The sequence below is a fragment of the Burkholderia sp. S-53 genome (assembly GCF_025560745.1).
Classification (GTDB): Bacteria; Pseudomonadota; Gammaproteobacteria; order Burkholderiales; family Burkholderiaceae; genus Burkholderia; species Burkholderia pyrrocinia.
Window position 1 is genome coordinate 1,989,431 of the sequence record NZ_CP090483.1, and the last position, 25,002, is coordinate 2,014,432.

Below are 25,002 nucleotides of genomic sequence, written 5' to 3' on the forward strand. Positions count from 1 at the left end.
ACTTGTTTGGCTCGGCCAAACGGCGCTCCTTGCTTCTTGCACTGCAGCCGGCAAGGCACGTTCGCAAGCCCGTTATTAGCGTGAACAGGCCCTAGGCGCGAAGAACGGCTACAGCCACCCTGCCCGCTTGAAGCGCCACCACAGCGCGAAATCGGCCACGACCATCACGGCAATGCAGCCGTAGAAGCCGTATTTCAGGTGCAGCTCGGGCATGTTCGCGAAGTTCATCCCGTAGATGCCGGCGATCATCGTCGGTATCGCGAACAACGCGGCGAACGAGCCGAGCCGCTTGGTCACCTCGCTCTCGGCAAGCGAGATCATTCCGAGGTTGACCTGGATCGCCGTCACGACCATCTCGCGCCGCCCTTCGATCGTCTTCACGATCCGCTGCAGATGGTCGTACACGTCACGGAAGTAATGGTCCATCCCGCTGCATATCTGCGGGATGCGTCCGCCCGTGAGCTTCGCGAGCGGCTCGATCAGCGGCGCCGTGTGCTGATGCAGCATCACGAGGCGGCGCTTCAGCGAATAGAGATCCTCGATGATCGCGCGAGACGACGCGGGCGAGGCCTTCGTGAAGATGCGGTCCTCGAGCTCCTCGAGCTCGACGCCGAGCGTTTCGAGGATCGGGAAATAGCGATCGACGACCTGGTCCATCAGCGCGTAGAACACGAACGCCGAGCCTTCCTGCAGCAGATGCGGCTCGCGCTCGCAGCGCTTGCGCACGTCGCGGAAGTCCTGCTCGGTGTGATTGCGGATCGACAGCACATAGTTCGGACCGACGAACACGTTCAGCTCGCCGACCTTGAGTTCGCCGTCATCGTCGAGCTCGACCATATGCAGCACCGCGAACAGCGAATCGCCGTACTCCTCGATCTTCGGCCGCTGGTGCCCCTTGCGGGCATCCTCGAGCGCGAGCTCGTGCAGCCCGAACTCCTCGCCCATCAGGTCGATCTGGTCGGGCGTCGGATCCTTCAGCGCGACCCACACGAAGCATTCCGGCTTCGACACGTAGTCGCTGATGGCGTCGATATCGATGTCGGCCAGCTTGCGGCCGTCCTGGTATGCAGCACAGTTGATCAGCATGTTGTCCGTGATGTTGCGGTTTGCGCATCAGTTTACCGGTTTGCTGCGCGGGCGGCCCGGCTTGCGCGGCACGCCGATATTGGTCATGATCGGGCTGCGTGCACCGCAGCACGCGCCCCGGCGCACTTCGACACGCACGCCGCACGGCCGTGCGGCCCAACCGTCAAGGAGACAGACCCATGTGGTATTTCTCGTGGATACTCGGCATCGGCGTGGCACTCGGTTTCGGCATCGTCAACGCGATGTGGCTGGAAGCGGAAGTGTTCTCGCCCGGCGACAAGCGTAGCGACACGTCGAGCCAGGGGTCGGGGAGCAAGGTTTCGTGACGCATCTGGTGTTCTTTTGCGGTCATGCCGGCACCGGCAAGACCACGCTCGCGAAGCGGCTCATCGGGCCGCTGATGCGCGCGACCGGCGAGGCCTTCTGCCTGCTCGACAAGGACACGCTGTACGGCCGCTACAGCTCGGCCGCGATGGGCGCGCTGACCGAGGATCCGAACGATCGCGACAGCCCGCTCTACCTGAAGCATCTGCGCGATCCCGAATACCACGGCCTGCTCGACACGGCCCGTGAAAATCTCGCGCTCGGCATCGGCGCGATCGTGGTCGGCCCGCTGTCGCGCGAAGTGCGCGACCGGCGCATCCTCGACCGCGCGTGGCTCGGCATCGCGCCCGACGTCACGCTGACGGTCGTCTGGGTCCACACGTCGGAAGACGTCGCGCACGAGCGGATCGTCGCGCGCGGCAACCCGAACGATGCGTACAAGCTCGCGCACTGGGACGAATACCGGCAGCGCCGCTTCGTGCCGACCGGCAACGAATGCGACGGCATCGTGATGTTCGACAACACCGCGCCATCCGACGCGGATGTCGCCGCGCTGCTGTACCGCATCGTGCCGCCGCCGGCGCCGGCGACGATCGTCCCGCCGCTGCCGGCCTGACCGGCGCCCTTCCCGCTTCCCAAAAAAACAACGCCGGAAGCGCTGCTGCGCTCCCGGCGTCGTACGGCCCTCGTGCCAGAGGCTGGCGGGTGATCAGGCCACCGCGTGCACGCGCTCCATCGTGCCGCCTTCGTACAGCTTGCCGAAGCGGTTCGACAGGAACGCCTTCAGCGACACCTTTTCCTGCGGGATGAAACCGCTCTGCGGCAGCTTCTTCTCGCGGAACAGATCCAGCACCGCGCACATCGCGCCGGCCGTCGTGATCTGGATCGCGCTCATGTGCATCCCGCACACGTCCTTCGCGAAGATCTTGCGCGTGAACACGTCCTGCACGAGCTGGCCGTCCTTCACGCCCGTCACCGTGACGAACACGAGCACGACGTCCTGCTTCGTCGACGGCACCGCGCGGCGCATGATCGACTTCAGCGTATCGCGGTCGGTCGACAGGCGCAGGTCTTCGAGCAGGAACTGGACGAGCTCGCGGTGGCCCGGGTAGCGCACCGACTTGTAGTCGAGCGTCTCGACCTTGCCCGACAGCGTCTCGCACAGCGTGCCGAGGCCGCCCGACGTGTTGAACGCTTCGTATTCGGTACCGTCGAGCGAGAAGTGCTCGAGGCCTTCGAGCGGCTGCACCCACTGCTTGCGGCCGTCGCGGATCGCTTCGCACGGCTGGCAGTATTCGTTGATCAGGCCGTCGACGCTCCACGTCAGGTTGTACTTCAGCGCGTTGGTCGGATACTCGGGCAGCGCGCCGACGCGCATCTTCACGTCGCGCACTTCGCTGAAGCCGTTCACGAGTTCATGCGCGGCGATGCCGATGAAGCCCGGCGCGAGCCCGCATTGCGGCATGAACGCACGGTCGGAGCCGTCGGCCAGTTCGCGGATCGCGTGGGTTGCGCGCACGTCTTCGGTCAGGTCGAAGTAATGGACGCCGGCAGCCTTCGCGGCGGCGGCGACGTTGACCGCGAGGTAATAAGGCAGCGCGTTGACGAGCGCATCGAAGCCCTTCACTGCTTCGCGAATCGCATTCGCGTCGGCCGAATCGACCCGTTGCGTCGCGATGCCTTCGCGCGACAGCTTCGCGAGCGCGTCCGCATCGCGGTCGAACGCGACGACTTCGTAGTCGCCCGTTTCACGCAGCATGTGAGCAATGGTGTGGCCGATCAGACCTGCGCCGACGATGGCGATTTTCATGCGCTTATCTCCTGATGATGGGTTGGTGTTGTGGACGGCGTTGAGCCATGAACACAGTTTAGGGACGCGCAAAATCAGTTCCAAGACGAAGAATGATGCGAAACGACCGATAATTTCGACGTTACGACGACACATTTCGTCGAAATGTCGAAACAGCGTATTTATCCCGCTGCCGGCCTCGCTATGGCTGGCCTAAGTTTCCCGTTTCAGACTGCATGCCGACCACCCGATCGCCAAGGAGGCATCGCATGCAATCCGTACCCGTCCATCGCGCATCGCACTGGCTGAACAAGGTGCCCGACGTCGCGCTGTCGTTCTGGATCATCAAGATCATGTCGACCACGGTCGGCGAAACCGGCGCGGACTTTCTCGCGGTCAACGCGGGCCTCGGCCAGACCGTCACGCGCATCGCGATGGCGTCGCTGCTCGCGATCGCGCTGTGGCTGCAGTTGCGCACGCGCCGCTACGTGCCGTGGATCTACTGGCTCACGGTGGTGCTGGTCAGCATCGTCGGCACGCAGATCACCGACCTGCTCACCGACGGCCTGAACGTCAGCCTGTATGCGAGCACCGCCGCGTTTGCCGTCGCGCTCGCCGCGATCTTCTTCGTATGGCATCGCGTCGAAGGCACGCTGGCGATCGACACGATCGTCACGCCGCGGCGCGAGCTGTTCTACTGGGCCGCGATCCTCTGCACGTTCGCGCTCGGCACCGCCGCGGGCGATCTCGCGACCGAAGCGCTCGGGCTCGGCTTCACGCTCGGCGCGCTGATCTTCGGCGGGTTGATCGCGGCCGTGTTCGTGATGTGGCGACTCGGCGTCAATGCGGTGCTGGCGTTCTGGATCGCGTACATCCTGACGCGCCCGTTCGGCGCATCGCTCGGCGACCTGCTCACGCAGGCCCGCGCATACGGCGGGCTCGGTTTCGGCGCCGCGTGGACGAGCCTGCTGTTCCTGACCGTGATCGTGCTGCTCGTCGCCGTCGCGCAGTTCGGCAGCGGCCCGCACACGCGTGCCGGCGCCGCCGACTGACACCCTTTCCTTTCCGTTCATCGAATCGAGGACACCCCATGCGCTTCCCGTACTCCGTTTCCCGTCTCGCCGTTGCCGCGGCCACGATAGCCCTGCTGGGCGCCGCCGCCGGCTGCTCGAAGCAACAGGATGCGAACGCATCGACAGCGGCGCCCGCGCCGGCCGCGGCGTCGTCCGCGGCGGGCCACGCATCGAAGCTCGGCGACCTGTCGCAGTTCCGCACGATCGCCGCCGACGTCAATACGCTCGTCGGCAAGGGCGACCTGCCCGGTGCGAAGACCCGCATCAAGGATCTCGAGATCGCGTGGGATTCGGCCGAGGCCGGCCTCAAGCCGCGCGCGGCCGCCGACTGGCACATGGTCGACCAGGAGATCGACCGCGCGCTGTCCGCGCTGCGCGCCGACCATCCGACCCAGGCCGATTCGGCCGCCGCGATGAAGAACCTGCTCGCGGCGTTCGACCGGTTCAGCGGCAAATAAGCGTCGCATCGGGCGCGCGACACGTGACGCGCGCGCAGGAATCGCATACGCTGGCGGCGTTTGTGCGGCACGGAGAACACGCATGCGAATACTGCTCGTCGAAGACGACCCGATGATCGGCGAAGCCGTCCATGCCGCGCTGAAGGACGCGTCATACGCGACCGACTGGGTCACCGACGGCTCGCACGCGTTGACCGCGTTCGCGGCGCAGCCCTACGACCTGATCCTGCTCGATCTCGGCCTGCCCGGCCGCGACGGGCTCGACGTGCTGGCCGGCATTCGCGCGAAGGACGCCAGCGCGCCGGTGCTGATCGTCACCGCGCGCGACGGTCTCGACGATCGCCTGCGCGGCCTCGACGGCGGCGCCGACGATTACATCGTGAAGCCATTCGAGATGGCCGAGCTGCTCGCGCGGATTCGCGTCGCGATCCGGCGCCGGGCCGGCTCGGCCGCGCCGCTGTTGAGCAACGGCATCGTGTCGCTCGACCCGGCGACACGCGAGGCCGCCGTCGACGGGCACGCGCCGGTCCCGCTGTCGAATCGCGAGTTCTCGCTGCTGCGCGCGCTGCTGGTGCGCCCCGGCGCGATCCTGTCGCGCCGCGAGCTCGAGGATCGCCTGTACGGCTGGGGCGAGGAAGTCGAAAGCAACGCGGTCGAATTCCTGATCCATTCGCTGCGCCGCAAGCTCGGCAGCACCGTGATCAAGAACGTCAGGGGTGCGGGATGGATGGTTTCAAGAAACGTCTGAGCGAGTCGATCGGGTTCCGCCTGTCGGTCGCGCTGTCGGCGGCGATCCTGGTCGTCGCAATGGCCGCGGCCGCGTTCGCGTTTTCGTCGGCGTTCGACGAGGCACACGAACTGCAGGACGACGTGCTGCGCGAGGTCGCGACGCTGCTCGACCGTGCGCGCACGCCTGCGCCCCGTGCTGCCGGTGCCGGGCCCACTCGAGAAAGCGACGAGCTGTCGCGCGTGATCGTGCAGCCGCTCGGCAGCGCGCCGCAGCCGGCCGCCGACGGCACGCCGCGGCTTGCCCTGCCGCCAACGCTCGCCGACGGGCTGCATACGGTCAATGCCGGCGGCAACGCATACCGCGTGATGGTCCATACGCTCGCGAACGGCGAGCGCATCGCGGTCGCGCAGGAAGCCGGCATGCGCGACGATGTCGCACGCGAAAGCGCGTGGCGCACCGCGCTGCCGCTGCTGATCCTCGTGCCGATCCTGCTGCTGCTCGTCGCCGATCTCGTGCGCAAGCTGTTCCGTCCGGTGGCCGTGCTGTCCGCCGGCATCGACGCGCGCGACGAACACGACCTGCGCCCGGTGCCGGCCGAGCACGTACCGGTCGAGGTGCGGCCGTTCGTCGTCGCGATCAACCGGATGCTCGCGCGCGTCGCGCAATCGGTCGACGCGCAGCGCCGCTTCGTCGCCGACGCCGCGCACGAGCTGCGCTCGCCGCTCACGGCGATGTCGTTGCAGGCCGAGCGCCTGGCCGACACCGACCTGCCGGACGACGCGCGCGCGCGGCTTGCCGCGCTGCGCGGCGGGCTCGATCGCAGCCGTCATCTGATCGGGCAGCTCCTCGCGCTCGCACGTGCGCAAAGCGCGCCGGCCGCGCCGCCCGGCGCCGTGTCGGTGCATGCAACTTATCGCCGCGTGCTGGAAGACCTGATGCCGCTCGCCGACGCCAAGACAATCGACATCGGCGTCGACGACGGCCCGGACACCCGCGTGCCCGTCGACGAACTCGAGCTCACGTCGCTGGTCATGAATCTGGTCGACAACGCGATCCGCTACACGCCGCCCGGCGGACGCGTGGATCTGTCGACACAACGAACGGACACACACGTGTGCGTGACGATTGCCGACACTGGGCCGGGCATCGCGCCGCACGAACGCGAGCGCGTGTTCGACCCGTTCTACCGGGTGCCCGGCAACGCGCAGATCGGCTCCGGACTCGGCCTGTCGATCGTGAAGATCCTCGCGGACCGGATGGGTGCCGACATCGCGCTCGCGTATGCGGACGAACGGGCATCGCGCGGGCTGCGCGTCTCGGTGCGAATTCCGCTCGTGCGGCAGACCGGCGCGGCCTAGCCCGACAGCCGGGCCGATGCGCCGGCGCAACACGCGCGGCGCGACGTGCACCGGACGTGAGCGTCAGCCGCCGACCGTCCCGCGATCGATCTTGCGCGACAGGATGATCGACGTGGTCGTGCGTTCGACGCCTTCGAGCGTACCGATCTGGTCGAGCAGGTCGTTGAGCCGTTCGGGCGAATCGGCGCGCAGCCACGCGACGTAGTCGTACTCGCCGCTCACCGCGCACAGCAGCTGCACTTCGGGCATCCGGTCGAGCTTGCGCAACACGTCCTTGCCGAACTTCGGCGTGAGGATGATGCCGACATACGCGTAAATGCTCGCGTCGAGCACGTCCTGCCCGAGCCGGACGCTGTAGCCGGCGATCACGTTGGTGCGTTCGAGCCGCGCGATGCGTGCGACGACCGTCGTGCGCGCGACGTCGAGCTGGCGCGCGAGATCCGCGACGCTTGCGCGCGCATCGGCTTGCAGCAGCGCGACGAGCTGCCGGTCGAGATCGTCGAGTTGATCGAGGCGGGGTGGACGCATGAGGCTGGGCCGATGCGCGACGCGCCGGCTGAGTGGAAGGTGACGCGATGATAGCGCCGAACGCCGGTGCGCCCAAACGGCATCGCACGACTGCGCAATCGCGCGCCGTCATGCGGTCGCGCCGCCTTGTCCGTGCGCAACGTCCGCATCCGGACCGCACGTGCCGCTTGTTTGCCACTTACGTGCCGCGCCCGTCGCCGGTACGGGCCGGGCCATCGCGAGCCCCGTACCGAGCCGCTACGACCCTTTCAATTTCGATTCGTATCGGATGTAAGCAAGTGTCGCATTCACCGCCGCGCCGCACGCAACGTGCTACTAATAACGTGCGACGCGAGATGCGCGCTTGCGGCAATTGCCGCCGCGCCCGCTCGCAAGACACCACCCCGGAGAGCCAATCATGAAGAAAATCTCGCTCACCCTCGCTACGCTCGCCGTTGCAGCCAGCGCGTTCGCGCAAACCCCGGCGCAGCCGCAAGCGCCCGCTCCGGCCACGACGGCTGCGGCCGCGGCGTCGGCCCCGAGCGCCGAGCAGCGCGCGGCACGTCACGAAGCGCGCATCGAGCAGCGCATCAAGTACCTGCACGACCAGTTGAAGATCACGTCGGCGCAGGAACCGCAATGGAAGACGTTCGCCGACACGATGCGCGGCAACGGCGAAACGATGGGCCGCCTCTATAGCGAACGGATGGCCAAGCACGACGTCTCCGCGCTCGACGACATGAAGCAGTATGCGGAACTGTCGCAGGCGAACGCCGACGGCGCGAAGAAGCTCGCCGACGCATTCGCGCCGCTCTACGCGAGCTTCCCGGCCGAGCAGAAGGCGCTGGCCGACACGACGTTCCGCAGCTGGCTGAACCATGGCGGCGAGCACCACGGCAAGGGCAAGACGAAGGGCAAGGAAGGCAAGGCGGCAGCCGCGCAGGCCGCCAGCGCGCCCGCGCAACCCTGACGCCCTCCCCGCCGGCGCCGCGCTGCCCGTCCGGGCCGTACGGCGCCGTGCAACCTGCCTGCGATCGGCGCGCGTCACACGGCGCGCCGAATTCGGGATAAGCTCCCGGCTTTTCCCGCACTTCCTCGCCATGCTCGAACTCAAGCACATCGATCTGCGCACCGACCCGCAGGCCCGTCGCGTCGTCAAGGACGAAACCGTCGCCGTTTCATTCGCGGACGCCGACGGCGAACTGATGAGCCTCGAAGGCCCGAACCGCTATGTCGCGGGCGACGCGCTGATCACGGGCTCGACCGGCGACCGCTGGGTCGTGTCGCGCGCGCGCTTCGACGCCAAATACCTGCCCGCCGATCCGGCACTCGCGCACGGTGCACCGGGCGCCTACCGGAACCGGCCGGCCGTCGTGCTCGCGCGCCGGATGGACGAGCCGTTTACGATCGCCCGCTCGGAAAACGGCGACACGCTGCGCGGCGTCGCCGGCGACTGGGTGATGCAGTACGCGCCCGGCGACTACGGCGTCGTGCAGGCGCAGCGCTTCGCGCAGGTCTACCGCGACGCGTAATCCGCCGCGCCGGCATGATGCCGGCGCGCCTACTCACGCAAAGTCTTCGTCGAGTTCGAGTTCCGCGTTGCGCTCGACGGCCTCGCCGGCTGCGTGGCGCTCCTCGAGCGACCCGAGCATCGCTTCCGTATACGCATGCAGCACTGCATGGCTGCGCGCGCGCTGCATCGGCTTGAGCGCCAGGTAGCGCGCAAGCGCGGCCGGCACGACGCGGATATCGAGCGTCATCCGCTTCGGCGTCGCGCCGAAACGCATCGCGAGCCAGTGCACGGACAGGAACCGCCCGCGTTCGTCGCTGCTTTCGGCGAAGCGCGTCTGCTCCGGAAAGAGATCGCAGATCACGCGCGCGAGCGCGTCGAATTCCGCGCTCTGGCATTCGATCAGATAGTCGTCCATCCCGTCTCTCCCGTCAGGCTGCCGTACGCGACGGCCGGCACGTCTTCACCATCACGACGACCAGGATCGCGGCCAGCACGAAATACGCGGCCTCGACCCATCCGGCCGGCAGCACGCGCACCTGGTACAGCAGCGCCGGCGCCGCCGCAAGCGCATGCAGCACGATCGCGAGCGGCAGCACGCCTGCACGGCCGGCGCGCACGCCGCGCCAGACCAGCACCGACAGCGCCAGCTGCAGCACGAACGCCGCGCAGCGTTCGAGCAGCAACAGCAGGATCGACTGTGCCGACAGCGTCGCGAGCATCACGTGCAGCCGCACGACGGTATCGCCCGGCAGGTCGGCCAGCTGCGTCTCGAGCTGGCCGCGGCTCGCCAGCCACGCGAGATACGACCACTGGCCCCACACGAGTACGCCGACGAACCACGCTTCGGCGCCGCCGTGACCGATCCCGTAGCCGATCGCGCGGCCGTCGCCGGCCGACGTGCCGTAGCGGCGGTTCAGGAAACGCATCCCGAGATAACGGCCGACTTCCTCGAATACGGCGGTCGCGAGCGCGCTGTACGCAACGAACGCCAGCGGCTGCGTCAGCCAGCCGTCGGCCGGCGTCTGGCTCAGCACGAGACCGTGGAATGCGCGTTCGACGATCATCGCGAACAGCGTGAAGACGGCGACGCCGACGATCGTGTCGCGGCGGTTGAGCGCGAGCGGCTTGCGCAGGATACGGAAGAGGACGAGCGGCAGCAGCGCGATGATCAGCGTGGCGGCGATCAGCACCGCCAGCGTGACGGGAGCGACAGTCATGTATTTCCTTGTTCGGGGCAGCGCACTGACGCGCTGCGTGCCCCGAATGATACTCAGCTTGCGGTCGACGCGCGCGCGATCAGTTCGCCCGGCAGCATCGCGACGCGCACGTCGCCCGCTGCGCCGTCGATCCGCTCGTGCACGAATTCGACGGCCTTGTAGCCGATCTCGTAGGTCGGCTGACGGATCGTCGTGATGCCGATCAGCTCGGCCCATTCCGGATCGTCGATCGACAGCAGCGCTGCCTTCTGCTGCCACCCGGCGCCGAAACGCGCGCGCAGGTGCCGCGCGATCGCGAGTGCGACCGGCGCGTTCGCGGCGAACAGCGCCGCACGCACGCCGCGCCGCGTCGCATCGTCGATGCGCGTATCGACGTCGGCGAGCGCCGCCGCGGCCGCCGCGGGCTCGTTCAGGTCGAGCACGACCGTCGCCGGCACCGGCAGCCCGCGCGCGTCCAGCGCCGCGCGGAACGCGGCCTCGCGCACGCGCCGCGAGCTGACGCGCTCGAACGGCTGCACGACGAAATGGATCGCATCGAAGCCGTGCTCGACGAGGTGCGCGAGCGCCGTTTCGATCGCATCGGCGTTGTCGAGGCCGATCAGGTCGGCCTCGAAACCCTCGACCGTCCGGTCGACGAGCACGGCCGGGATGCCGGCGCCGCGCAGCGGGCGCAGCACGTCCTCGTCGGCGCCGAGCGCGTTGACGATCAGCCCCTCGACACGGTAGGTCGTGAGAAGCTGCAGGAAGCGGCGCTCCATCTCGACCTCGTTCGCCGCGTGGCAGATCAGCGGCATGTAGCCGAGCGCGTGGCACGCGGCCTCGACGCCCTGCAGCACTTCGACGGTGTAGGGATTGGTCAGGTCGGCCGCGAGCATGCCGAGCAGCCGGTTGCGGCCGCGCTTGAGCCCGCGCGCCATCTGGTTCGGCCGGTAATTGAGCCGCGCGATCGCCGCTTCGATCCGCTGGCGCAGATCGATGGACAGCACATGCGTCTCGCCGTTCAGGTAGCGCGAAACGCTGGTCTTGCCCGTGCCTGCCTCGCGCGCGACGTCGCTGATCGTCGCCGGACGCGTCGTAGAAGGTTGCGAATCGGTCACTGTCGTGCCTCGCGACGTACGATCCGCGCCGCTTCGTGAGCAGACGGACCTTTGTTGTTGGAAACGTAAGCCACCCGGCGGACTCCTCTGTCGACCAGCGTCAGCGCTTCAGCGCTTACGCTGGTCCCATGCTTCGCGGTCGACCAGCGTTAGCGCTTCAGCGCTTGCACCGATCCCATGCTTCGCAGTCGATCAGCGTCTGCCCTTCAGCGCTTACGCCGATCCCATGCTTCGCGGTCGATCGGCGCCGGCGCATCGGCGCCCGCTCCGGTCACGTGCAAAAGCAGTCGGCCGCACCGGACCTGGCACGGATGCCCGTCACCGGACGCCGCCGGCAGCATTGCCGGGCCATCGATGCGACGAGCGGGCGATCATAACGCAGCCTGCCCTCCGGCACCAAGACCATCGACTCTAACGACGCCGGCACCCCGCCGGCCGGCTGTCGTCCCATTACCCGGCGCGGCTCAGGCCCGTGCGAGCGCATCGGGATTGACGAGATTCGTGCGCAGCGTGCCGGCCAGCGCGCCGACCAGGTTTTCCGCGGCGCAGCGTGCCATCGCGTGGCGCGTCTCGTGCGTCGCCGAGCCGATATGCGGCAGTGCGACGACATTGTTCATCTGCAGCAGCGGCGAATCCGCCGGCAGCGGCTCGTTCTCGAACACGTCGAGCCCCGCGCCGCGGATCGTGCCCGCGCGCAGCGCGTCGACCAGCGCGGCTTCGTCGACCACGGGCCCGCGCGACGCGTTGATCAGGATCGCGCCGCGCTTCATCTTCGCGAATTCGGCCGCGCCGATCAGGTGGTGCGTTTCCGGCGACAGCGGCACCTGCAGGCACACGAAATCCGACTGCGCGAGCAGTTCGTCGAGCGTCACGCGCCGCGCGCCGTACTGCGTCTCGGCTTCGGCATGCGCGGACCGGTTCGCGTACAGCACCTGCATCCGGAAGCCGAGCGCCGCGCGGCGCGCGACCGCGCCGCCGATCCGCCCGAGCCCGACGATGCCGAGCGTCTTGCCCTGCACGTCGGTGCCGTACAGGTCCGGGCCGATGCTGCGATGCCAGTGGCCGGCCTTCACCCACTCGGCCAGCTCGACCACGCGCCGCGCGGACGCGAGGATCAGCGAAAACACCGTATCGGCGGTCGACTCGGTCAGCACGTCCGGCGTATGCGCGAGCACGATCCCGCGCCGCGTGAGATCCGCGACGTCGAAGTTGTCGTAGCCGACCGAGATCGTCGACCAGGCCTTCAGCCGCGGCGCGCGGTCGAGCATCTGCGGCGTGACCTTCAGGCTCGCGCCGAGCGCGCCGTCCGCGTTGCCGAGCGCATCGGCGAGCGCGTCGGCGCCGTCGGCCTGCACGACGTCCGCATGCTCGCGCAGGTACGCGAGAACGTCATCGGGCAGCGGCTTGTACGCGACGATACGAGGCTTCATCGGTTTCATTTTCCTTGCAGCGGCGCGGCGAGCGGATGCGTATCGCGCGCCTGGGGTTTGACGGACAGCGTGAGGATCACCGCGGCGACGAGCGCGGCGCTCATGAACGCGTACGACGCAACGGGCGACCCGGTCGCGCCGTTCAGGTAGCCGACGAAGTACGAGCCGACGAACGAGCCGAGCGCGCCCATGCTGTTGATCAGCGCCATCGCGCCGCCGGCGACGTTCTTCGGCAGCAGCTCCGGCACGATCGCGAAGAACGGGCCGTACGGCGCGTACATCGCGGCGCCCGCGACGACCAGCAGCGCATACGAGATCCAGAAATGCGACGAGCCGAGCGCGTACGACGCGGCGAACGCGGCCGCGCCGATCAGCAGGAACGGCCATACGAAGCCACGGCGCGAGCCGACCTTGTCGGAGGCCCACGAGGCGGCGAGCATCGCGATCGTCGCCGCGAGATACGGCAGCGCGGACAGCCAGCCGGTCGCGACCATGCCGAGCTCGGAGCCGTTCTTGACGATCGACGGCAGCCACAGCACGAAGCCGTACACGCCGATGCTCCAGCAGAAATACTGTGCGCACAGCTTGATCACGGCCGGCGAGCGGAATGCCTCGCCATAGTTGCGCACCGGTTTGATCGCTGCCTGCTCGGCCGCGAGCGCGGCGTCGAGGTCGCGTTTTTCCTGCGCGGAGAGCCACGGCGAGTCGGCCGGCTTGTCCTGCACGAGGAACCACCAGCACACGGCCCAGAGGACGGCCGGCACGCCTTCGGCGATGAACATGTGGCGCCAGCCGAATTCGTGCACGAGATAACCCGACAGGATCGACATCCACAGCACGGTGACCGGGTTGCCGAGGATCAGGAACGTGTTCGCGCGCGAGCGCTCGTTCTTCGTGAACCAGTTGCTGATGTAGATCAGCATCGCCGGCATCACGGCCGCCTCGACGACGCCGAGCACGAAGCGGATCGCCATCAGCGACGGGATGTTGCTGACCACGCCCGTGAGCGCCGCACAGCCGCCCCACAGGATGAGACTGACGAACACCAGCTTCTTCACGCTGCGGCGTTCCGCATAGATCGCGCCGGGAATCTGGAAGAAGAAATAGCCGAGGAAGAACAGCGCGCCGATCAGCGACGACAGGCCCTTGCTGATGCCGAGATCCTGGTTGATGCCGGCCGCCGCCGCGAACCCGTAGTTCGCGCGGTCGAGGTAGGCGAGGCTGTATGTGATGAAGACGATCGGCATGATCGTCCACCAGCGTCGTGCTGCGAGATTGGTTGCCATCAGAATGTCTCCTTTGTTGACCGGGCTGACGCTGCAGCGCTGCGCGGCCGGAACCGGTGCTTCGGCACCGCGCCGGTCGCCTGCTTTGCCGTCCGGTCTCACGCAAAGCGGTGCTTGATGCACGAAATGGATCCGCGGATTGTGCCGTGTCCGGCCTCTCATTGCGCGGTGACGGTTTCCTCTAAGCGATCGGCGCGATTGCTGACATTTTCGATCCGGTCGAGTGCGTCGCGCGTCGGCAAGCCTTCCGAATCGCCGATCACCTGGATCGCGAGCGCGCCGATCCGGTTGCCGCGCGCGACCGCCTGCTCGACGCTCCGGCCTTCCAGCAGCGCGCTGACCACGCCGACCGCGAAGCCGTCGCCGGCGCCGACCGTATCGACGACGCGTTCGACACGCTCGCCCGCGACCGTGCCCTCGCGGCCGTCGGCCGTCCGGAAGTACGCGCCTTCCGCGCCGAGCTTGATCACGACAACGCGCGCGCCCTGCGCGAGATAGAAGCCCGCGATGTCGGCCGGCCTGTCGTGCCCGGTCAGTTGCCGCCCTTCGGCGAGGCCCGGCAGCACCCAGTCGGCGAGCGTCGCGAGCGCGTTCAGCGTCTTCGCCATCACGTCCGCGGACGGCCACAGCGTCGGGCGCAGGTTCGGGTCGAACGAGATCGTCTTGCCGGCCGCCCGCATCTCGCGCGCGAGCTGGAACGCGAGTTCGCACGACGTCGCGGAGATCGCCGGCGCGACACCCGTCAGGTGCAGGTGGCGTGCGCCGAGCACGTAGTCGGCCACGTAGTCGTCGCACGACAGGTGGCTCGCGGCCGAGCCCTTGCGGAAATATTCGACGGTCGGGTCGCTGCCGTCATCGTTGCGCGACTTCAACTGGAAACCGGTCGGGTAGCGCGGATCGACGGTCACGCACGACGCGTCGATGCCTTCGCGTGCGAGCGTGTCGAGCACGTAGCCGCCGAACGAATCGCGGCCGACGCGGCTCATCCAGCCGACCCGGAAGCCGAGCCGCGACAGGCCGATCGCGACGTTCAGGTCGGCGCCCGCGATCCGCTTCGTGAATTGCGCCGCATGCGCGAGATGGCCGGGCTCGGTCGCGACGAACATCGCCATCGCCTCGCCGTAGGTCACGACATCGAGTGCTGCTTTCATGAGTGAACTCCTCAGGATCCTGCTGCCGTCACGCAGTCGCGAGCCACGCGACGCGCCGGCATGCATCGCCCGCCAGGTCGGCCGCGTCGAACGGAAACTCGATGCCGCGCGGCGCATGCTGCGGCAACGCCGCGAGCACGCCGGTCACGAGCGGGTCGTGCGGCGCCGGTGCCGTCGCGAAACGGCGCGCGCCCTCGCCCTCGACAGCCTTGCAATGAATGTATTCCACATGCGGCGCGAGCACGTGTGCGCAGTCGAGCGGCGCTTCGCCCCGCCACTGCCAGTTGCCGATGTCGAACGTCATCCCGAGCGCGTCGCGCATGCCGCCCGCCGCCAGCGCGTCGAACAGCCCGCAGAACTGCGCGAGCGCACCGCCGACCGGCAGCTGGCCGTTCTCGACCACCACCCGGGCACGCGCGCCGCGCGACAGCGCGACGAGGTCGGCCGCATGGGCATCGCCGGCGAAACCGCCGAGCTGGAATTTCACGAAACGCGCGCCGAGCGCGTCGGCTTCCGCGAGCGCGTCGCGCAATGCGTCGGCATCGAGCGCGCCCGTTTCCGTGTACAGCGCGGCCGGCGTCGAATAGACCGACCACAGCCCGTGCCCGGCCAGTTGCGCGCCGAGCGCGGCCAGCGCGCCGGGCGTCGCGTCGTCGTCCGACGCGAACAGCTCGCGCCGCACCTCGAAGCCGGTCGCACCGGACGCCGCCGCGGTCGCGACGAATGCACTGTGGCCCTCCTGGCGCACACGGTCCATCCCGAATGCGCTCGCCACGATCACGATGTCTGCCATTTTGCCCTTTTTTACCGGAATGGAACCGGTTCCATTAGCGTGAGACGGATGGTGCGCTTCGCTTCGAACGCACGCCATAGAGGAAATCCCTAAGGCCGGGCGCCACGCGAACGCGCGCCTCCGGGCCGGCTTCACCCGCTCAGGCGAGGTCCTGCGCGAGACTCATTTCGAGGAACTGCGACGCAACGCGCGACGGTGCGCCGCCATGCGGCACGAGAATGGAGAAATGACGCGTGAGCGGCGCGGGCGCGAGCGAACGCAGCACGAGCGCCGCATCGTCGTGGCGCAACGACATCGCCGACACGAACCCGACGCCCATTCCGGCGCGCACGGCCTCCTTCACGGCCTCGACCCCGGCGATCTCGAACGCGACGCGCATCGGTGCCGCGCCCTGCGCGAACGCGCGCTCGACGAGCTGTCGCACGGCGGAGCCCGCCTCGCGCAGCACGAGCGGATGCGCAGCAAGCGCCGCGAGCGTGACGCCCGCCTCGTATTCGGGCGCCGCGAGCGGATGGCCGGCCGGCACGATCGCGACGATCTCGTCCTCGTGCCACGCATGCATGGCCGTGCCGGGCGGCAGCGCGTCGCCGGGCGGCCCTTCGATCATCGCGATGTCGAGCGACGGCAGCGCCGCGACCACGTCGGCCGTATTGCCGCTCATCGTCTGGATCGCCACGCGCGGCGCAAGCGGCTGGAACGCCGCGATCAGGTACGGCAGCAGGTAGCTCGCGGGCGTCGTGCTCGCGCCGATGCGCAGCGTACCGGCCTCGAGGCCGCGCACCGCGTCGCGAAACGCGCGCGCCTGCGCGAACGTGTCGCGCTGCGCGTTCGCGTATTGCGCAAGCTGTTCGCCGACCGGCGTCAGACGGATGCCGCGGCCGTCGCGCTGGTACAGCGGCTCGCCGAATTCGTCCTGCAGCAGCCGCAACTGGCCGGACACGGCCGGCTGCGACAGATGCAGCGCCACGGCGGCGTGGCTGATGTTCAGGTGTTCGGCGACGGCGGCGAACGTTATCAGTTGATCCGGGGTCATGGGGATGAATTATCGGCTTTCCGGATAGTTTACGTCACAAATCACAATTTTTCATATCGATATAACGAAATTAGGATTACAGCATCGCAACACGCTCCATCACGGTGCTTCCATGTCCACTGCCCCGACTCCCCCACTCAGCCACACCGCGCCGTCGATGCGCGGCCAGTTGAACGGCGTGCTGTTCGTTGCGCTGTTCGCCGCCGCCGTCACGAGCCTGTCCCAGCTTCCCGCGATCGCGGGGCTCGGCCTGTCGCCGCTGATCGTCGGCATCGTCGCCGGTGCGCTGTACGGCAACGCGCTGCGCGACGGCATGCCGGCCAGTTGGGCGGCCGGCGTCAATTTCTCCGCGCGCAGGCTGCTGCGCATTGCGGTCGCGTTCTTCGGGTTGCGCGTGAGCCTGCAGGAAATCGCGCAGGTCGGCCTGCCGGGCCTGACGGTGTCGGTGCTGGTCGTCGTCAGCACGCTCGTGATCGGCACCTGGGCCGGCATGAAGCTGATGAAGCTCGACCGCGACGCGGCGCTGCTGACCGCCGCCGGCAGCGCGATCTGCGGCGCGGCCGCCGTGCTCGCGTTCGAATCGACGCTGCAGTCGAAACCGCACCAGAGCGCGATGGCCGTGGGCAGTGTCGTGCTGTTCGGCACGCTGTCGATGTTCCTGTACCCGATCGCGTATCACGCCGGGCTGCTGAACCTCGATCCGGCCGGCCTCGGCCTGTTCTTCGGCGGCACGATCCACGAGGTCGCGCAGGTGGTCGGCGCAGCCAGCGACATCAGCCCGCAGGTCGCGCACATCGCGACGATCGTCAAGATGACGCGCGTGATGCTGCTGGTCCCGGTGCTGCTCGTGCTCGGCTGGTGGCTCGCCCGCTCGGCCCGCGCCACGGCCGGCGGCGCGCAAGGCAAGCGCAAGGTGGCCGTACCCTGGTTCGCGCTCGGTTTCCTCGGCTTCGTGATCGTCAATTCGCTGAACGTGCTGCCCGCCGACGTCACGCATACGCTGAACGTGCTCGACACCTTCGCACTGACGATGGCGATGACCGCGCTCGGCATCGAAACGCGCGTGTCGCAGATCCGCGCAGCCGGCCCCCGCGCACTGATGACCGGCCTGATCCTGTACGTGTGGCTGATCGCCGGCGGCTACGGGATCACCTGGGCCGTGCAGCACTGGCTTGGCTGAGCCGTCGGTCCGCAACACTTCGCGCGCCGCGCCCGACGGGATGGTCCCGCGGGCGCGGCGCAGTGCTATGCTTCGCGTCGTTTTCCATCGCCCTCTTTCAGCCGTGCTCTCGTTCCTGCTGAAGCTGCGCACTCGCGCCCAAACGCTGTTCCGCCTGTCGGACGCCCATACGATGCTGATCTGGTCGGCCATCGTCGGCGTCGGCGGCGCCTTTGCCACCATGGCGTTCCGCGAAGGCATCGACCTGATGCAGCGCCTGATCTCCGGGCACAGCGGCAGCTTCGTGCAGATGGCGAAGAGCCTGCCGTGGTACGTGCGGTTCTGGATGCCGGCCGCAGGCGGCTTCCTCGCCGGCTGCGTGCTGCTGCTCGCGACACGCGGCGACAAGAAATCCGGCAAGACCGACTACATGGAATCCGTCGCGCTCGGCAACGGCATCGTGCCCGTGCGGCAGAGCCTGTGGCGCAGCGTGTCGTCGCTGCTGACGATCGGCAGCGGCGGCTCGATCGGCCGCGAAGGCCCGATGGTGCAGCTCGCGGCGCTCGCCGCGTCGCTCGTCGGCCGCTTCGTGCACTTCGACCCGCCGCGCCTGCGCCTGCTGGTCGCGTGCGGGGCGGCTGCCGGCATCACGTCCGCGTACAACGCGCCGATCGCCGGCGCGTTCTTCGTGTCGGAGATCGTGCTCGGCACGATCGCGATGGAGAGCTTCGGGCCGATGGTCGTCGCGTCGGTCGTCGCGAACATCGTGATGCGCGAATTCGCCGGCTACCGGCCGCCGTACGAGATGCCGGTGTTTCCGGCCGTCACGGGCCCCGAGGTGCTGCTGTTCGTCGTGCTCGGCGCGCTGTGCGGCGTGCTCGCGCCGCAGTTCCTGCACCTGCTCGACGCGTCGAAGAACCAGTTCAAGCGGCTGCCCGTGCCGCTGCCGGTGCGGCTCGCGATCGGCGGCCTCGTCGTCGGCGTGATCTCGGTGTGGATTCCGGACGTGTGGGGCAACGGCTACAGCGTCGTGAACCACATCCTGCATTCGCCGTGGACCTGGCAGGCGCTGATCGCGGTGCTCGTGTTCAAGGTGATCGCGACCTCCGCGACGGTCGGCTCGGGCGCGATCGGCGGTGTCTTCACGCCGACGCTGTTCGTCGGCGCGGTGTTCGGTTCGCTGTTCGGGCTCGTGATGGAAGCCGTGTGGCCCGGCCATACGTCGGCGTATTTCGCGTATGCGATCGTCGGGATGGGCGCGTTCATGGCGGGCGCCACGCAGGCGCCGCTGATGGCGATCCTGATGATCTTCGAGATGACGCTGAGCTACCAGGTCGTGCTGCCGCTGCTGGTGTCGTGCGTGTTCGCGTATTTCGTCGCGCGCGCGACGGGCACGACGTCGATGTACGAGATCACGCTGCACCATTACCAGGACGCGCAGGAACGGCTGCGGCTGCGCACCACGCAGATGCGCGAGCTGATCCAGCCCGCGCAGACGGTCGTGTCGCTCTCCGCGAGCGTCGCCGACATGACGCGCGTGTTTCTCGAATATCCGGTGAAGTACCTGTACGTGACCGACGACGCCGGGCGCTTCCGCGGCGCGGTCGCGCTGAAGGACATCACGTCCGACCTGCTCGACAAGCGCGACACGACCGACAAGACGGCCGCGCACTACGCGCATACGCCGTTTCCGCTGCTCACGCCCGACATGCCGCTTGCGACGGCGCTCGAACGCTTCATGGCGTTCCAGGGCGAACGGCTGCCGGTGATCGAAAGCGAAGCCGAGCCGACGCTCGCGGGCGTCGTCTACAAGACGTCGCTGCTCGATGCGTACCGGCGGATGACCGGCGAGCGCTGACGCGCACGGTACGGCTCGCACCGCGCCGCTTCATCGCTTCCAGCCTGCCGCGGGCGGGCACGACACCTGCGAACCCGCTTCCCCGTCAGTCCGGCGCGCGCCCCAGCACGACCCGCGCGAAGAACCCCGCGAGCACCGATTCGGCCACGTCGGCCGGCACGTGCTGCGGATCGGCCGTGTAATACGACTGCACGCCGTCGCACAGGCACATCAGCCCGAATGCGAGCGTCTCCGCCGGCAGCAGCAGCGGCGTGCCCGCGCGCTCGGAAAAACGCTGGATGAATTCGGCCATCTGCACGCGCTTCGCATGCAGGAACTGGTTGAAGCGCACGCGGAACTTCGCGTCGCGCGCGGCCTGCAGCTTCGCCTCGCCCCACAGCAGCGAAAATTCGTCATCGGCGAACAGCGTCCGGTAGTGCGCGAGCGTCAGCGATTCCATCTGTTCGCGCGTCCCGCCCTCGTCGAAGATCGCCTGGAAATCGGCCTGCACCGACGCATGGTTGCGCTCCAGCAACTCCAGCAGCAGTTCCGACTTGCTGCGGAAATTCGAGTAGAACGCGCCGCGCGTAAAGCCGGCCGCGGCCGCGATGTCCTCGACGCTCGCGGCCACATAGCCTTTCTTCAGAAAAATGCGATGCGCGGCATTCAGCAGACGTTCGCGCGTCTGGTCCCTGCTCTGCTCGCGAGTTAAGCGCTGAGGTTTCATGGCGCGCAGTCTAGCACCAATTCCCTTTCGAATTCATCTTTGCATTCAGATACAGGTGTGTATTAGAATTCGCCACAGTTTCTGAAATTGCTGTCCGCGCGCCTGTGTCGGCGCCGCCTGGGGCAAGCGCCCGCCGCGCTTGCCGGCTTCGTTCCGCTCCACCTCACCTGGGGGTTTCGTGAATCGCTCCGGTTCCCGCGCCGCGCTGCTGATCGGCGTCGCGCTCTTCGTCGCCGCCTGTCATCCGAAAGAATCCGCGCCGCCCGCGCCGCGCCCCGTCGTCGCGCTGCCCGCGCATGCCGACGACGCCGCGGTCGCGCGCACGCTGCCCGGCGAAATCCAGCCGCGCTACGCAACGCCGCTGTCGTTCCGCATCGCCGGCAAGATCGTCGAGCGCAAGGTGCGGCTCGGCGACACGGTCAAGGTCGGCCAGGTCGTTGCACTCCTCGATCCGTCCGACGTCGAGAAAAACGCCGCGAGCGCGCAGGCGCAGCTCGATGCCGCGACGCACAGCCTCGCGTTCGCGAAGCAGCAGCTCGACCGCGATCGCGCGCAGGCGCACGAAAACCTGATCGCGACCGCGCAACTCGAGCAGACCCAGAACAGCTACACGTCTGCGCTCGCGCAGCGCGACCAGGCGCAGCAGCAGCTCGCGCTCGCGAAGAACCAGCTCCGCTATGCGACCCTCGTCGCCGATCATGCGGGCTACATCACCGCCGAACAGGCCGACACCGGCCAGAACGTGTCGGCCGGCCAGGCCGTCTACCAGCTCGCGTGGTCCGGCGACGTCGACGTCGTCAGCGACGTGCCCGAGGCCGCGCTCGCGTCGCTCGCGCCCGGCCATGCGGCGACCGTCACGCTGCCGTCGCTGCCGGGCCGCCAGTTCGCCGCGAAGGTGCGCGAAATCGCGCCGGCCGCCGATCCGCAAAGCCGCACGTATCGCGTGAAGCTCACGCTGGCCACGCCCGATCCGGCGATCCGGCTCGGGATGACCGCGAACGTCGCGTTCGACGGCGCGCCGGCTGCCGGCGACGCGCCGCCGATCACGCTGCCCGCGACCGCGCTGTTCCACGACGGCGCGCATCCGGCCGTGTGGGTCGTGCGCACGAAGGACGACACGCTCGAATTGCGCCGCGTCGACGTCGCGCGCTTCAACGAGCGCACCGTCACCGTGTCGCACGGGCTGCAACCCGGCGAGCGCGTCGTGCTGCAGGGCGTGCATACGGTCAGCGCGGGCGAGAAGGTGCGCCCGATCGCGCCGCTGCACCCGGAGGACTTCGCATCGTGAGCACCTCCCGCGAAGAAGGCCGGTTCAACCTGTCGGCGTGGGCGCTGCGCCACCAGGCGCTCGTCGTCTACCTGATCGCGCTCGCGACGCTCGCGGGCATCCTCGCGTACACGCGGCTCGCGCAGTCCGAAGACCCGCCGTTCACGTTCCGCGTGATGGTGATCCGCACGTTCTGGCCCGGCGCGACCGCACGCCAGGTGCAGGAGCAGGTGACCGACCGGATCGGCCGCAAGCTGCAGGAAACGCCGGCCATCGACTTCCTGCGCAGCTATTCGCGCCCCGGCGAATCGCTGATCTTCTTCACGATGAAGGACTCGGCGCCCGTGAAGGACGTGCCCGAGACCTGGTACCAGATCCGCAAGAAGGTCGGCGACATCGGCTATACGCTGCCGCCCGGCGTGCAGGGCCCGTTCTTCAACGACGAATTCGGCGACGTCTACACCAACATCTGGACGCTCGAAGGCGACGGCTTCACGCCCGCGCAGCTCCACGACTACGCGGACCAGCTCCGCACCGTGCTGCTGCGCGTGCCGGGCGTCGGCAAGGTCGACTATTTCGGCGACCCCGACCAGCGGATCTTCATCGAGGTCAACAACGCGCAGCTCACGCGCGTCGGCATCTCGCCGCAGCAGCTCGGGCAGGCGATCAACGCGCAGAACGACATCTCGTCGACCGGCGTGCTGACGACCGCCGACGACCGCGTGTTCGTGCGGCCGAGCGGCCAGTTCGACAACGTCGACGCGATCGCCGATACGCTGATCCGCATCAACGGCCGCACGTTCCGGCTCGGCGATCTTGCGACGGTCAAGCGCGGCTATGACGATCCGACCGTCACGCAGATGCGATCGAACGGCAAGGCCGTGCTCGGCATCGGCGTGACGATGCAGCCGGGCGGCGACGTGATCCGGCTCGGCAACGCGCTCGACGCGGAATCGAAGGACCTGCAGGCGCGGTTGCCGGCCGGCCTCAAGCTGGTCGAGGTGTCGAGCATGCCGCATGCGGTCGCGCATTCGGTCGACGACTTCCTCGAAGCCGTCGCCGAAGCCATCGCGATCGTGCTGGTCGTGAGCCTCGTGTCGCTCGGCCTGCGCACCGGGATGGTCGTCGTGATCTCGATTCCGGTCGTGCTCGCGGTGACCGCCCTGTTCATGTACCTGTTCGACATCGGGCTGCACAAGGTGTCGCTCGGCACGCTCGTGCTCGCGCTCGGGCTGCTCGTCGACGACGCGATCATCGCGGTCGAGATGATGGCCGTGAAGCTCGAACAGGGCTACACCCGCGCGCGCGCCGCCGCGTTCGCGTACACGAGCACCGCGTTCCCGATGCTGACGGGCACGCTCGTCACGGTGTCGGGCTTCCTGCCGATCGCGCTCGCGAAATCGAGCACCGGCGAATACACGCGCTCGATCTTCGAGGTGTCGGCGATCGCGCTGATCGCGTCGTGGTTCGCGGCCGTCGTGCTGATCCCGCTGCTCGGCTTCCACATGCTGCCCGAGCGCAAGCGGCAGGCGCACGAAGCGCACCTGCCGGACGACCACGAGCACGACATCTACGACACCCGCTTCTACCGGCGGCTGCGCGGCTGGGTCGACTGGTGCATCGAGCGGCGCTTCGTCGTGCTGCTGATCACGGGCGCCCTCTTCGTCGTGTCGCTGATGGGCTTCTCGCTGGTGCCGCAACAGTTCTTCCCGAGTTCCGACCGGCCCGAGCTGCTGGTCGACCTGCGGTTGCCCGAGGGTGCGTCGTTCGCGGCGACGCTGCGCGAAACCGAGCGCCTCGAGAAGGCGATCGACAAGCGCCCCGAGATCGATCATTCGGTGAACTTCGTCGGCAGCGGCGCGCCGCGCTTCTACCTGCCGCTCGACCAGCAGCTGCAACTGCCGAACTTCGCGCAGTTCGTGATCACCGCGAAATCGGTCGAGGATCGCGAGAAGCTCGCGACCTGGCTCGAAACCACGCTGCGCGACCGGTTCCCGGCGGTGCGCTGGCGGCTGTCGCGGCTCGAGAACGGGCCGCCGGTCGGCTATCCGGTGCAGTTCCGCGTGAGCGGCGACACCATCGCGACGGTCCGCTCGATCGCCGAGAAGGTCGCGGCGACGATGCGCGGCGATGCGCGCACGGTCAACGTGCAGTTCGACTGGGACGAGCCGGCCGAGCGCTCGGTGCGCTTCGAGATCGACCAGAAGAAGGCGCGCGAGCTGAACGTCACGTCGCAGGACGTGTCGAGCTTCCTCGCGATGACGCTGTCCGGCACGACGGTCACGCAGTACCGCGAGCGCGACAAGCTGATCGCGGTCGACCTGCGCGCGCCGCAGGCGGACCGCGTCGATCCGGCGAAGCTCGCGGGCCTCGCGCTGCCGACGCCGAACGGCCCGGTGCCGCTCGGCTCGCTCGGCCGCTTCGAGCCGACGCTCGAATACGGCGTCGTGTGGGAGCGCGACCGCCAGCCGACCATCACCGTGCAGTCGGACGTGCGCGCCGGTGCCCAGGGCATCGACGTCACGCATGCGGTCGACGCGAAGCTGAACGCGCTGCGCGCGCAGTTGCCGGTCGGCTATCAGATCAACATCGGCGGCTCGGTCGAGGAAAGCGCGAAGGCGCAGAACTCGATCAACGCGCAGATGCCGCTGATGGCGATCGCCGTGTTCACGCTGCTGATGATCCAGTTGCAGAGTTTCTCGCGCGTGCTGATGGTCGTGCTGACCGCACCGCTCGGGCTGATCGGCGTGGTCGCCACGCTGCTGCTGTTCGGGCAGCCGTTCGGCTTCGTCGCGATGCTCGGCGTGATCGCGATGTTCGGGATCATCATGCGCAACTCGGTGATCCTCGTCGACCAGATCGAGCAGGACATCGCGGCCGGCCACGGCCGCGTCGACGCGATCATCGGCGCGACCGTGCGGCGCTTCCGCCCGATCACGCTGACGGCCGCGGCCGCCGTGCTCGCGCTGATCCCGCTGCTGCGCTCGAACTTCTTCGGGCCGATGGCGACCGCGCTGATGGGCGGCATCACGAGCGCGACCGTGCTGACGCTGTTCTACCTGCCTGCGCTGTACGCGACGTGGTTCCGCGTGAAGCGCGACGAACGCGACCCGCAAGACGGCCCGCCGCAAGGCGGCAGCACGCCGGCCGCGCCGTCGGGAGCCTGA

At 68.3% G+C, this 25,002-nt stretch carries 24 protein-coding genes; 12 read left to right on the forward strand and 12 right to left on the reverse strand.

The window, feature by feature from the left end:
• Positions 1 to 108: 108 nt before the first annotated feature.
• Positions 109 to 1,086, reverse strand: coding sequence for a magnesium/cobalt transporter CorA (corA, locus tag LXM88_RS14140; RefSeq protein WP_262531809.1), 978 nt, complete (start codon positions 1,084 to 1,086; stop codon positions 109 to 111).
• 179 nt (positions 1,087 to 1,265) lie between these two features.
• Here corA and cydX point away from each other — a divergent pair, with 179 nt between their 5' ends.
• Together cydX and LXM88_RS14150 are read left to right on the forward strand one after the other, a co-directional pair.
• Complete coding sequence (gene cydX, locus LXM88_RS14145) at positions 1,266 to 1,412, forward strand: cytochrome bd-I oxidase subunit CydX (RefSeq protein WP_262531810.1); 147 nt, start codon at positions 1,266 to 1,268, stop codon at positions 1,410 to 1,412.
• Complete coding sequence (locus tag LXM88_RS14150) at positions 1,409 to 2,026, forward strand: AAA family ATPase (RefSeq protein ID WP_262531811.1); 618 nt, start codon at positions 1,409 to 1,411, stop codon at positions 2,024 to 2,026. The genes cydX and LXM88_RS14150 overlap by 4 nt, the downstream gene beginning before the upstream one ends.
• 93 nt (positions 2,027 to 2,119) lie before the next feature.
• On the opposite strand, the gene LXM88_RS14155 is transcribed toward LXM88_RS14150, so the two are convergent.
• On the reverse strand, positions 2,120 to 3,220 hold the full coding sequence (locus tag LXM88_RS14155; RefSeq protein ID WP_034181371.1) for a saccharopine dehydrogenase family protein: 1,101 nt from the start codon (positions 3,218 to 3,220) through the stop codon (positions 2,120 to 2,122).
• 248 nt (positions 3,221 to 3,468) lie between these two features.
• Here LXM88_RS14155 and LXM88_RS14160 point away from each other — a divergent pair, with 248 nt between their 5' ends.
• The 4 genes from LXM88_RS14160 (at position 3,469) to LXM88_RS14175 (ending at position 6,818) form a co-directional block, all read left to right on the forward strand.
• A complete protein-coding gene (locus LXM88_RS14160; RefSeq protein ID WP_262531823.1) occupies positions 3,469 to 4,251 on the forward strand; it encodes a COG4705 family protein in 783 nt (260 codons plus the stop codon).
• 38 nt (positions 4,252 to 4,289) lie between these two features.
• Positions 4,290 to 4,730 (forward strand): hypothetical protein, encoded by a 441-nt coding sequence (locus LXM88_RS14165; protein WP_262531825.1) that lies wholly within the window; start codon positions 4,290 to 4,292, stop codon positions 4,728 to 4,730.
• 82 nt (positions 4,731 to 4,812) lie between these two features.
• A complete protein-coding gene (locus LXM88_RS14170) occupies positions 4,813 to 5,478 on the forward strand; it encodes a response regulator transcription factor (RefSeq protein WP_262531827.1) in 666 nt (221 codons plus the stop codon).
• Positions 5,454 to 6,818 (forward strand): sensor histidine kinase, encoded by a 1,365-nt coding sequence (locus tag LXM88_RS14175; protein WP_262531829.1) that lies wholly within the window; start codon positions 5,454 to 5,456, stop codon positions 6,816 to 6,818. The genes LXM88_RS14170 and LXM88_RS14175 overlap by 25 nt, the downstream gene beginning before the upstream one ends.
• 63 nt (positions 6,819 to 6,881) lie before the next feature.
• Here the strand turns inward: LXM88_RS14175 and LXM88_RS14180 are convergent, their stop codons facing one another.
• Positions 6,882 to 7,346: an Lrp/AsnC family transcriptional regulator gene (locus LXM88_RS14180; protein ID WP_047900755.1), complete on the reverse strand. Its 465-nt coding sequence runs from the start codon at positions 7,344 to 7,346 to the stop codon at positions 6,882 to 6,884.
• Positions 7,347 to 7,743: 397 nt separating this feature from the next.
• Between LXM88_RS14180 and LXM88_RS14185 the strand changes: the two genes are divergently transcribed.
• Complete coding sequence (locus LXM88_RS14185) at positions 7,744 to 8,295, forward strand: Spy/CpxP family protein refolding chaperone (RefSeq protein ID WP_262531831.1); 552 nt, start codon at positions 7,744 to 7,746, stop codon at positions 8,293 to 8,295.
• 130 nt (positions 8,296 to 8,425) lie between these two features.
• A complete protein-coding gene (locus tag LXM88_RS14190) occupies positions 8,426 to 8,857 on the forward strand; it encodes a PGDYG domain-containing protein (protein WP_021160921.1) in 432 nt (143 codons plus the stop codon).
• A gap of 33 nt (positions 8,858 to 8,890) precedes the next feature.
• Here the strand turns inward: LXM88_RS14190 and LXM88_RS14195 are convergent, their stop codons facing one another.
• The 8 genes from LXM88_RS14195 to LXM88_RS14230 all read right to left on the reverse strand — a co-directional run bounded on the left by LXM88_RS14195 (position 8,891) and on the right by LXM88_RS14230 (position 16,845).
• Entirely contained in the window at positions 8,891 to 9,253 is a 363-nt protein-coding gene (locus LXM88_RS14195) for a DUF3022 domain-containing protein (RefSeq protein WP_048250956.1), read from the reverse strand.
• A gap of 13 nt (positions 9,254 to 9,266) precedes the next feature.
• Positions 9,267 to 10,055, reverse strand: a complete 789-nt coding sequence (locus tag LXM88_RS14200) for a YhfC family intramembrane metalloprotease (RefSeq protein WP_047900759.1) — start codon at positions 10,053 to 10,055, stop codon at positions 9,267 to 9,269.
• 53 nt (positions 10,056 to 10,108) lie between these two features.
• Complete coding sequence (locus LXM88_RS14205) at positions 10,109 to 11,152, reverse strand: LacI family DNA-binding transcriptional regulator (RefSeq protein WP_262531849.1); 1,044 nt, start codon at positions 11,150 to 11,152, stop codon at positions 10,109 to 10,111.
• 464 nt (positions 11,153 to 11,616) lie between these two features.
• A complete protein-coding gene (locus LXM88_RS14210) occupies positions 11,617 to 12,582 on the reverse strand; it encodes a 2-hydroxyacid dehydrogenase (protein WP_262531850.1) in 966 nt (321 codons plus the stop codon).
• Between the two features lie 5 nt (positions 12,583 to 12,587).
• Positions 12,588 to 13,868 (reverse strand): MFS transporter, encoded by a 1,281-nt coding sequence (locus LXM88_RS14215; protein WP_262531851.1) that lies wholly within the window; start codon positions 13,866 to 13,868, stop codon positions 12,588 to 12,590.
• Positions 13,869 to 14,026: 158 nt separating this feature from the next.
• Positions 14,027 to 15,019: a sugar kinase gene (locus LXM88_RS14220; protein ID WP_262531853.1), complete on the reverse strand. Its 993-nt coding sequence runs from the start codon at positions 15,017 to 15,019 to the stop codon at positions 14,027 to 14,029.
• A 28-nt stretch (positions 15,020 to 15,047) separates the two neighbouring features.
• Positions 15,048 to 15,812, reverse strand: a complete 765-nt coding sequence (locus LXM88_RS14225; RefSeq protein WP_262531855.1) for a sugar phosphate isomerase/epimerase — start codon at positions 15,810 to 15,812, stop codon at positions 15,048 to 15,050.
• 139 nt (positions 15,813 to 15,951) lie between these two features.
• The gene (locus LXM88_RS14230; RefSeq protein ID WP_262531857.1) at positions 15,952 to 16,845 is read right to left on the reverse strand and encodes a LysR family transcriptional regulator; all 894 of its coding nucleotides are present in this window, start codon (positions 16,843 to 16,845) and stop codon (positions 15,952 to 15,954) included.
• 112 nt (positions 16,846 to 16,957) lie between these two features.
• On the opposite strand from LXM88_RS14230, the gene LXM88_RS14235 reads away from it, so the two are divergent.
• Both LXM88_RS14235 and LXM88_RS14240 read left to right on the forward strand, forming a co-directional pair.
• Positions 16,958 to 18,025 (forward strand): YeiH family protein, encoded by a 1,068-nt coding sequence (locus tag LXM88_RS14235; protein ID WP_262531858.1) that lies wholly within the window; start codon positions 16,958 to 16,960, stop codon positions 18,023 to 18,025.
• Positions 18,026 to 18,128: 103 nt separating this feature from the next.
• The gene (locus tag LXM88_RS14240; RefSeq protein WP_262542850.1) at positions 18,129 to 19,862 is read left to right on the forward strand and encodes a ClcB-like voltage-gated chloride channel protein; all 1,734 of its coding nucleotides are present in this window, start codon (positions 18,129 to 18,131) and stop codon (positions 19,860 to 19,862) included.
• An 85-nt stretch (positions 19,863 to 19,947) separates the two neighbouring features.
• Here the strand turns inward: LXM88_RS14240 and LXM88_RS14245 are convergent, their stop codons facing one another.
• Complete coding sequence (locus LXM88_RS14245; protein WP_262531859.1) at positions 19,948 to 20,568, reverse strand: TetR/AcrR family transcriptional regulator; 621 nt, start codon at positions 20,566 to 20,568, stop codon at positions 19,948 to 19,950.
• Between the two features lie 178 nt (positions 20,569 to 20,746).
• On the opposite strand from LXM88_RS14245, the gene LXM88_RS14250 reads away from it, so the two are divergent.
• Positions 20,747 to 21,856 (forward strand): efflux RND transporter periplasmic adaptor subunit, encoded by a 1,110-nt coding sequence (locus tag LXM88_RS14250; RefSeq protein ID WP_262531861.1) that lies wholly within the window; start codon positions 20,747 to 20,749, stop codon positions 21,854 to 21,856.
• Complete coding sequence (locus LXM88_RS14255; protein ID WP_262531862.1) at positions 21,853 to 25,002, forward strand: efflux RND transporter permease subunit; 3,150 nt, start codon at positions 21,853 to 21,855, stop codon at positions 25,000 to 25,002. Before LXM88_RS14250 ends, LXM88_RS14255 begins: the two co-directional genes overlap by 4 nt.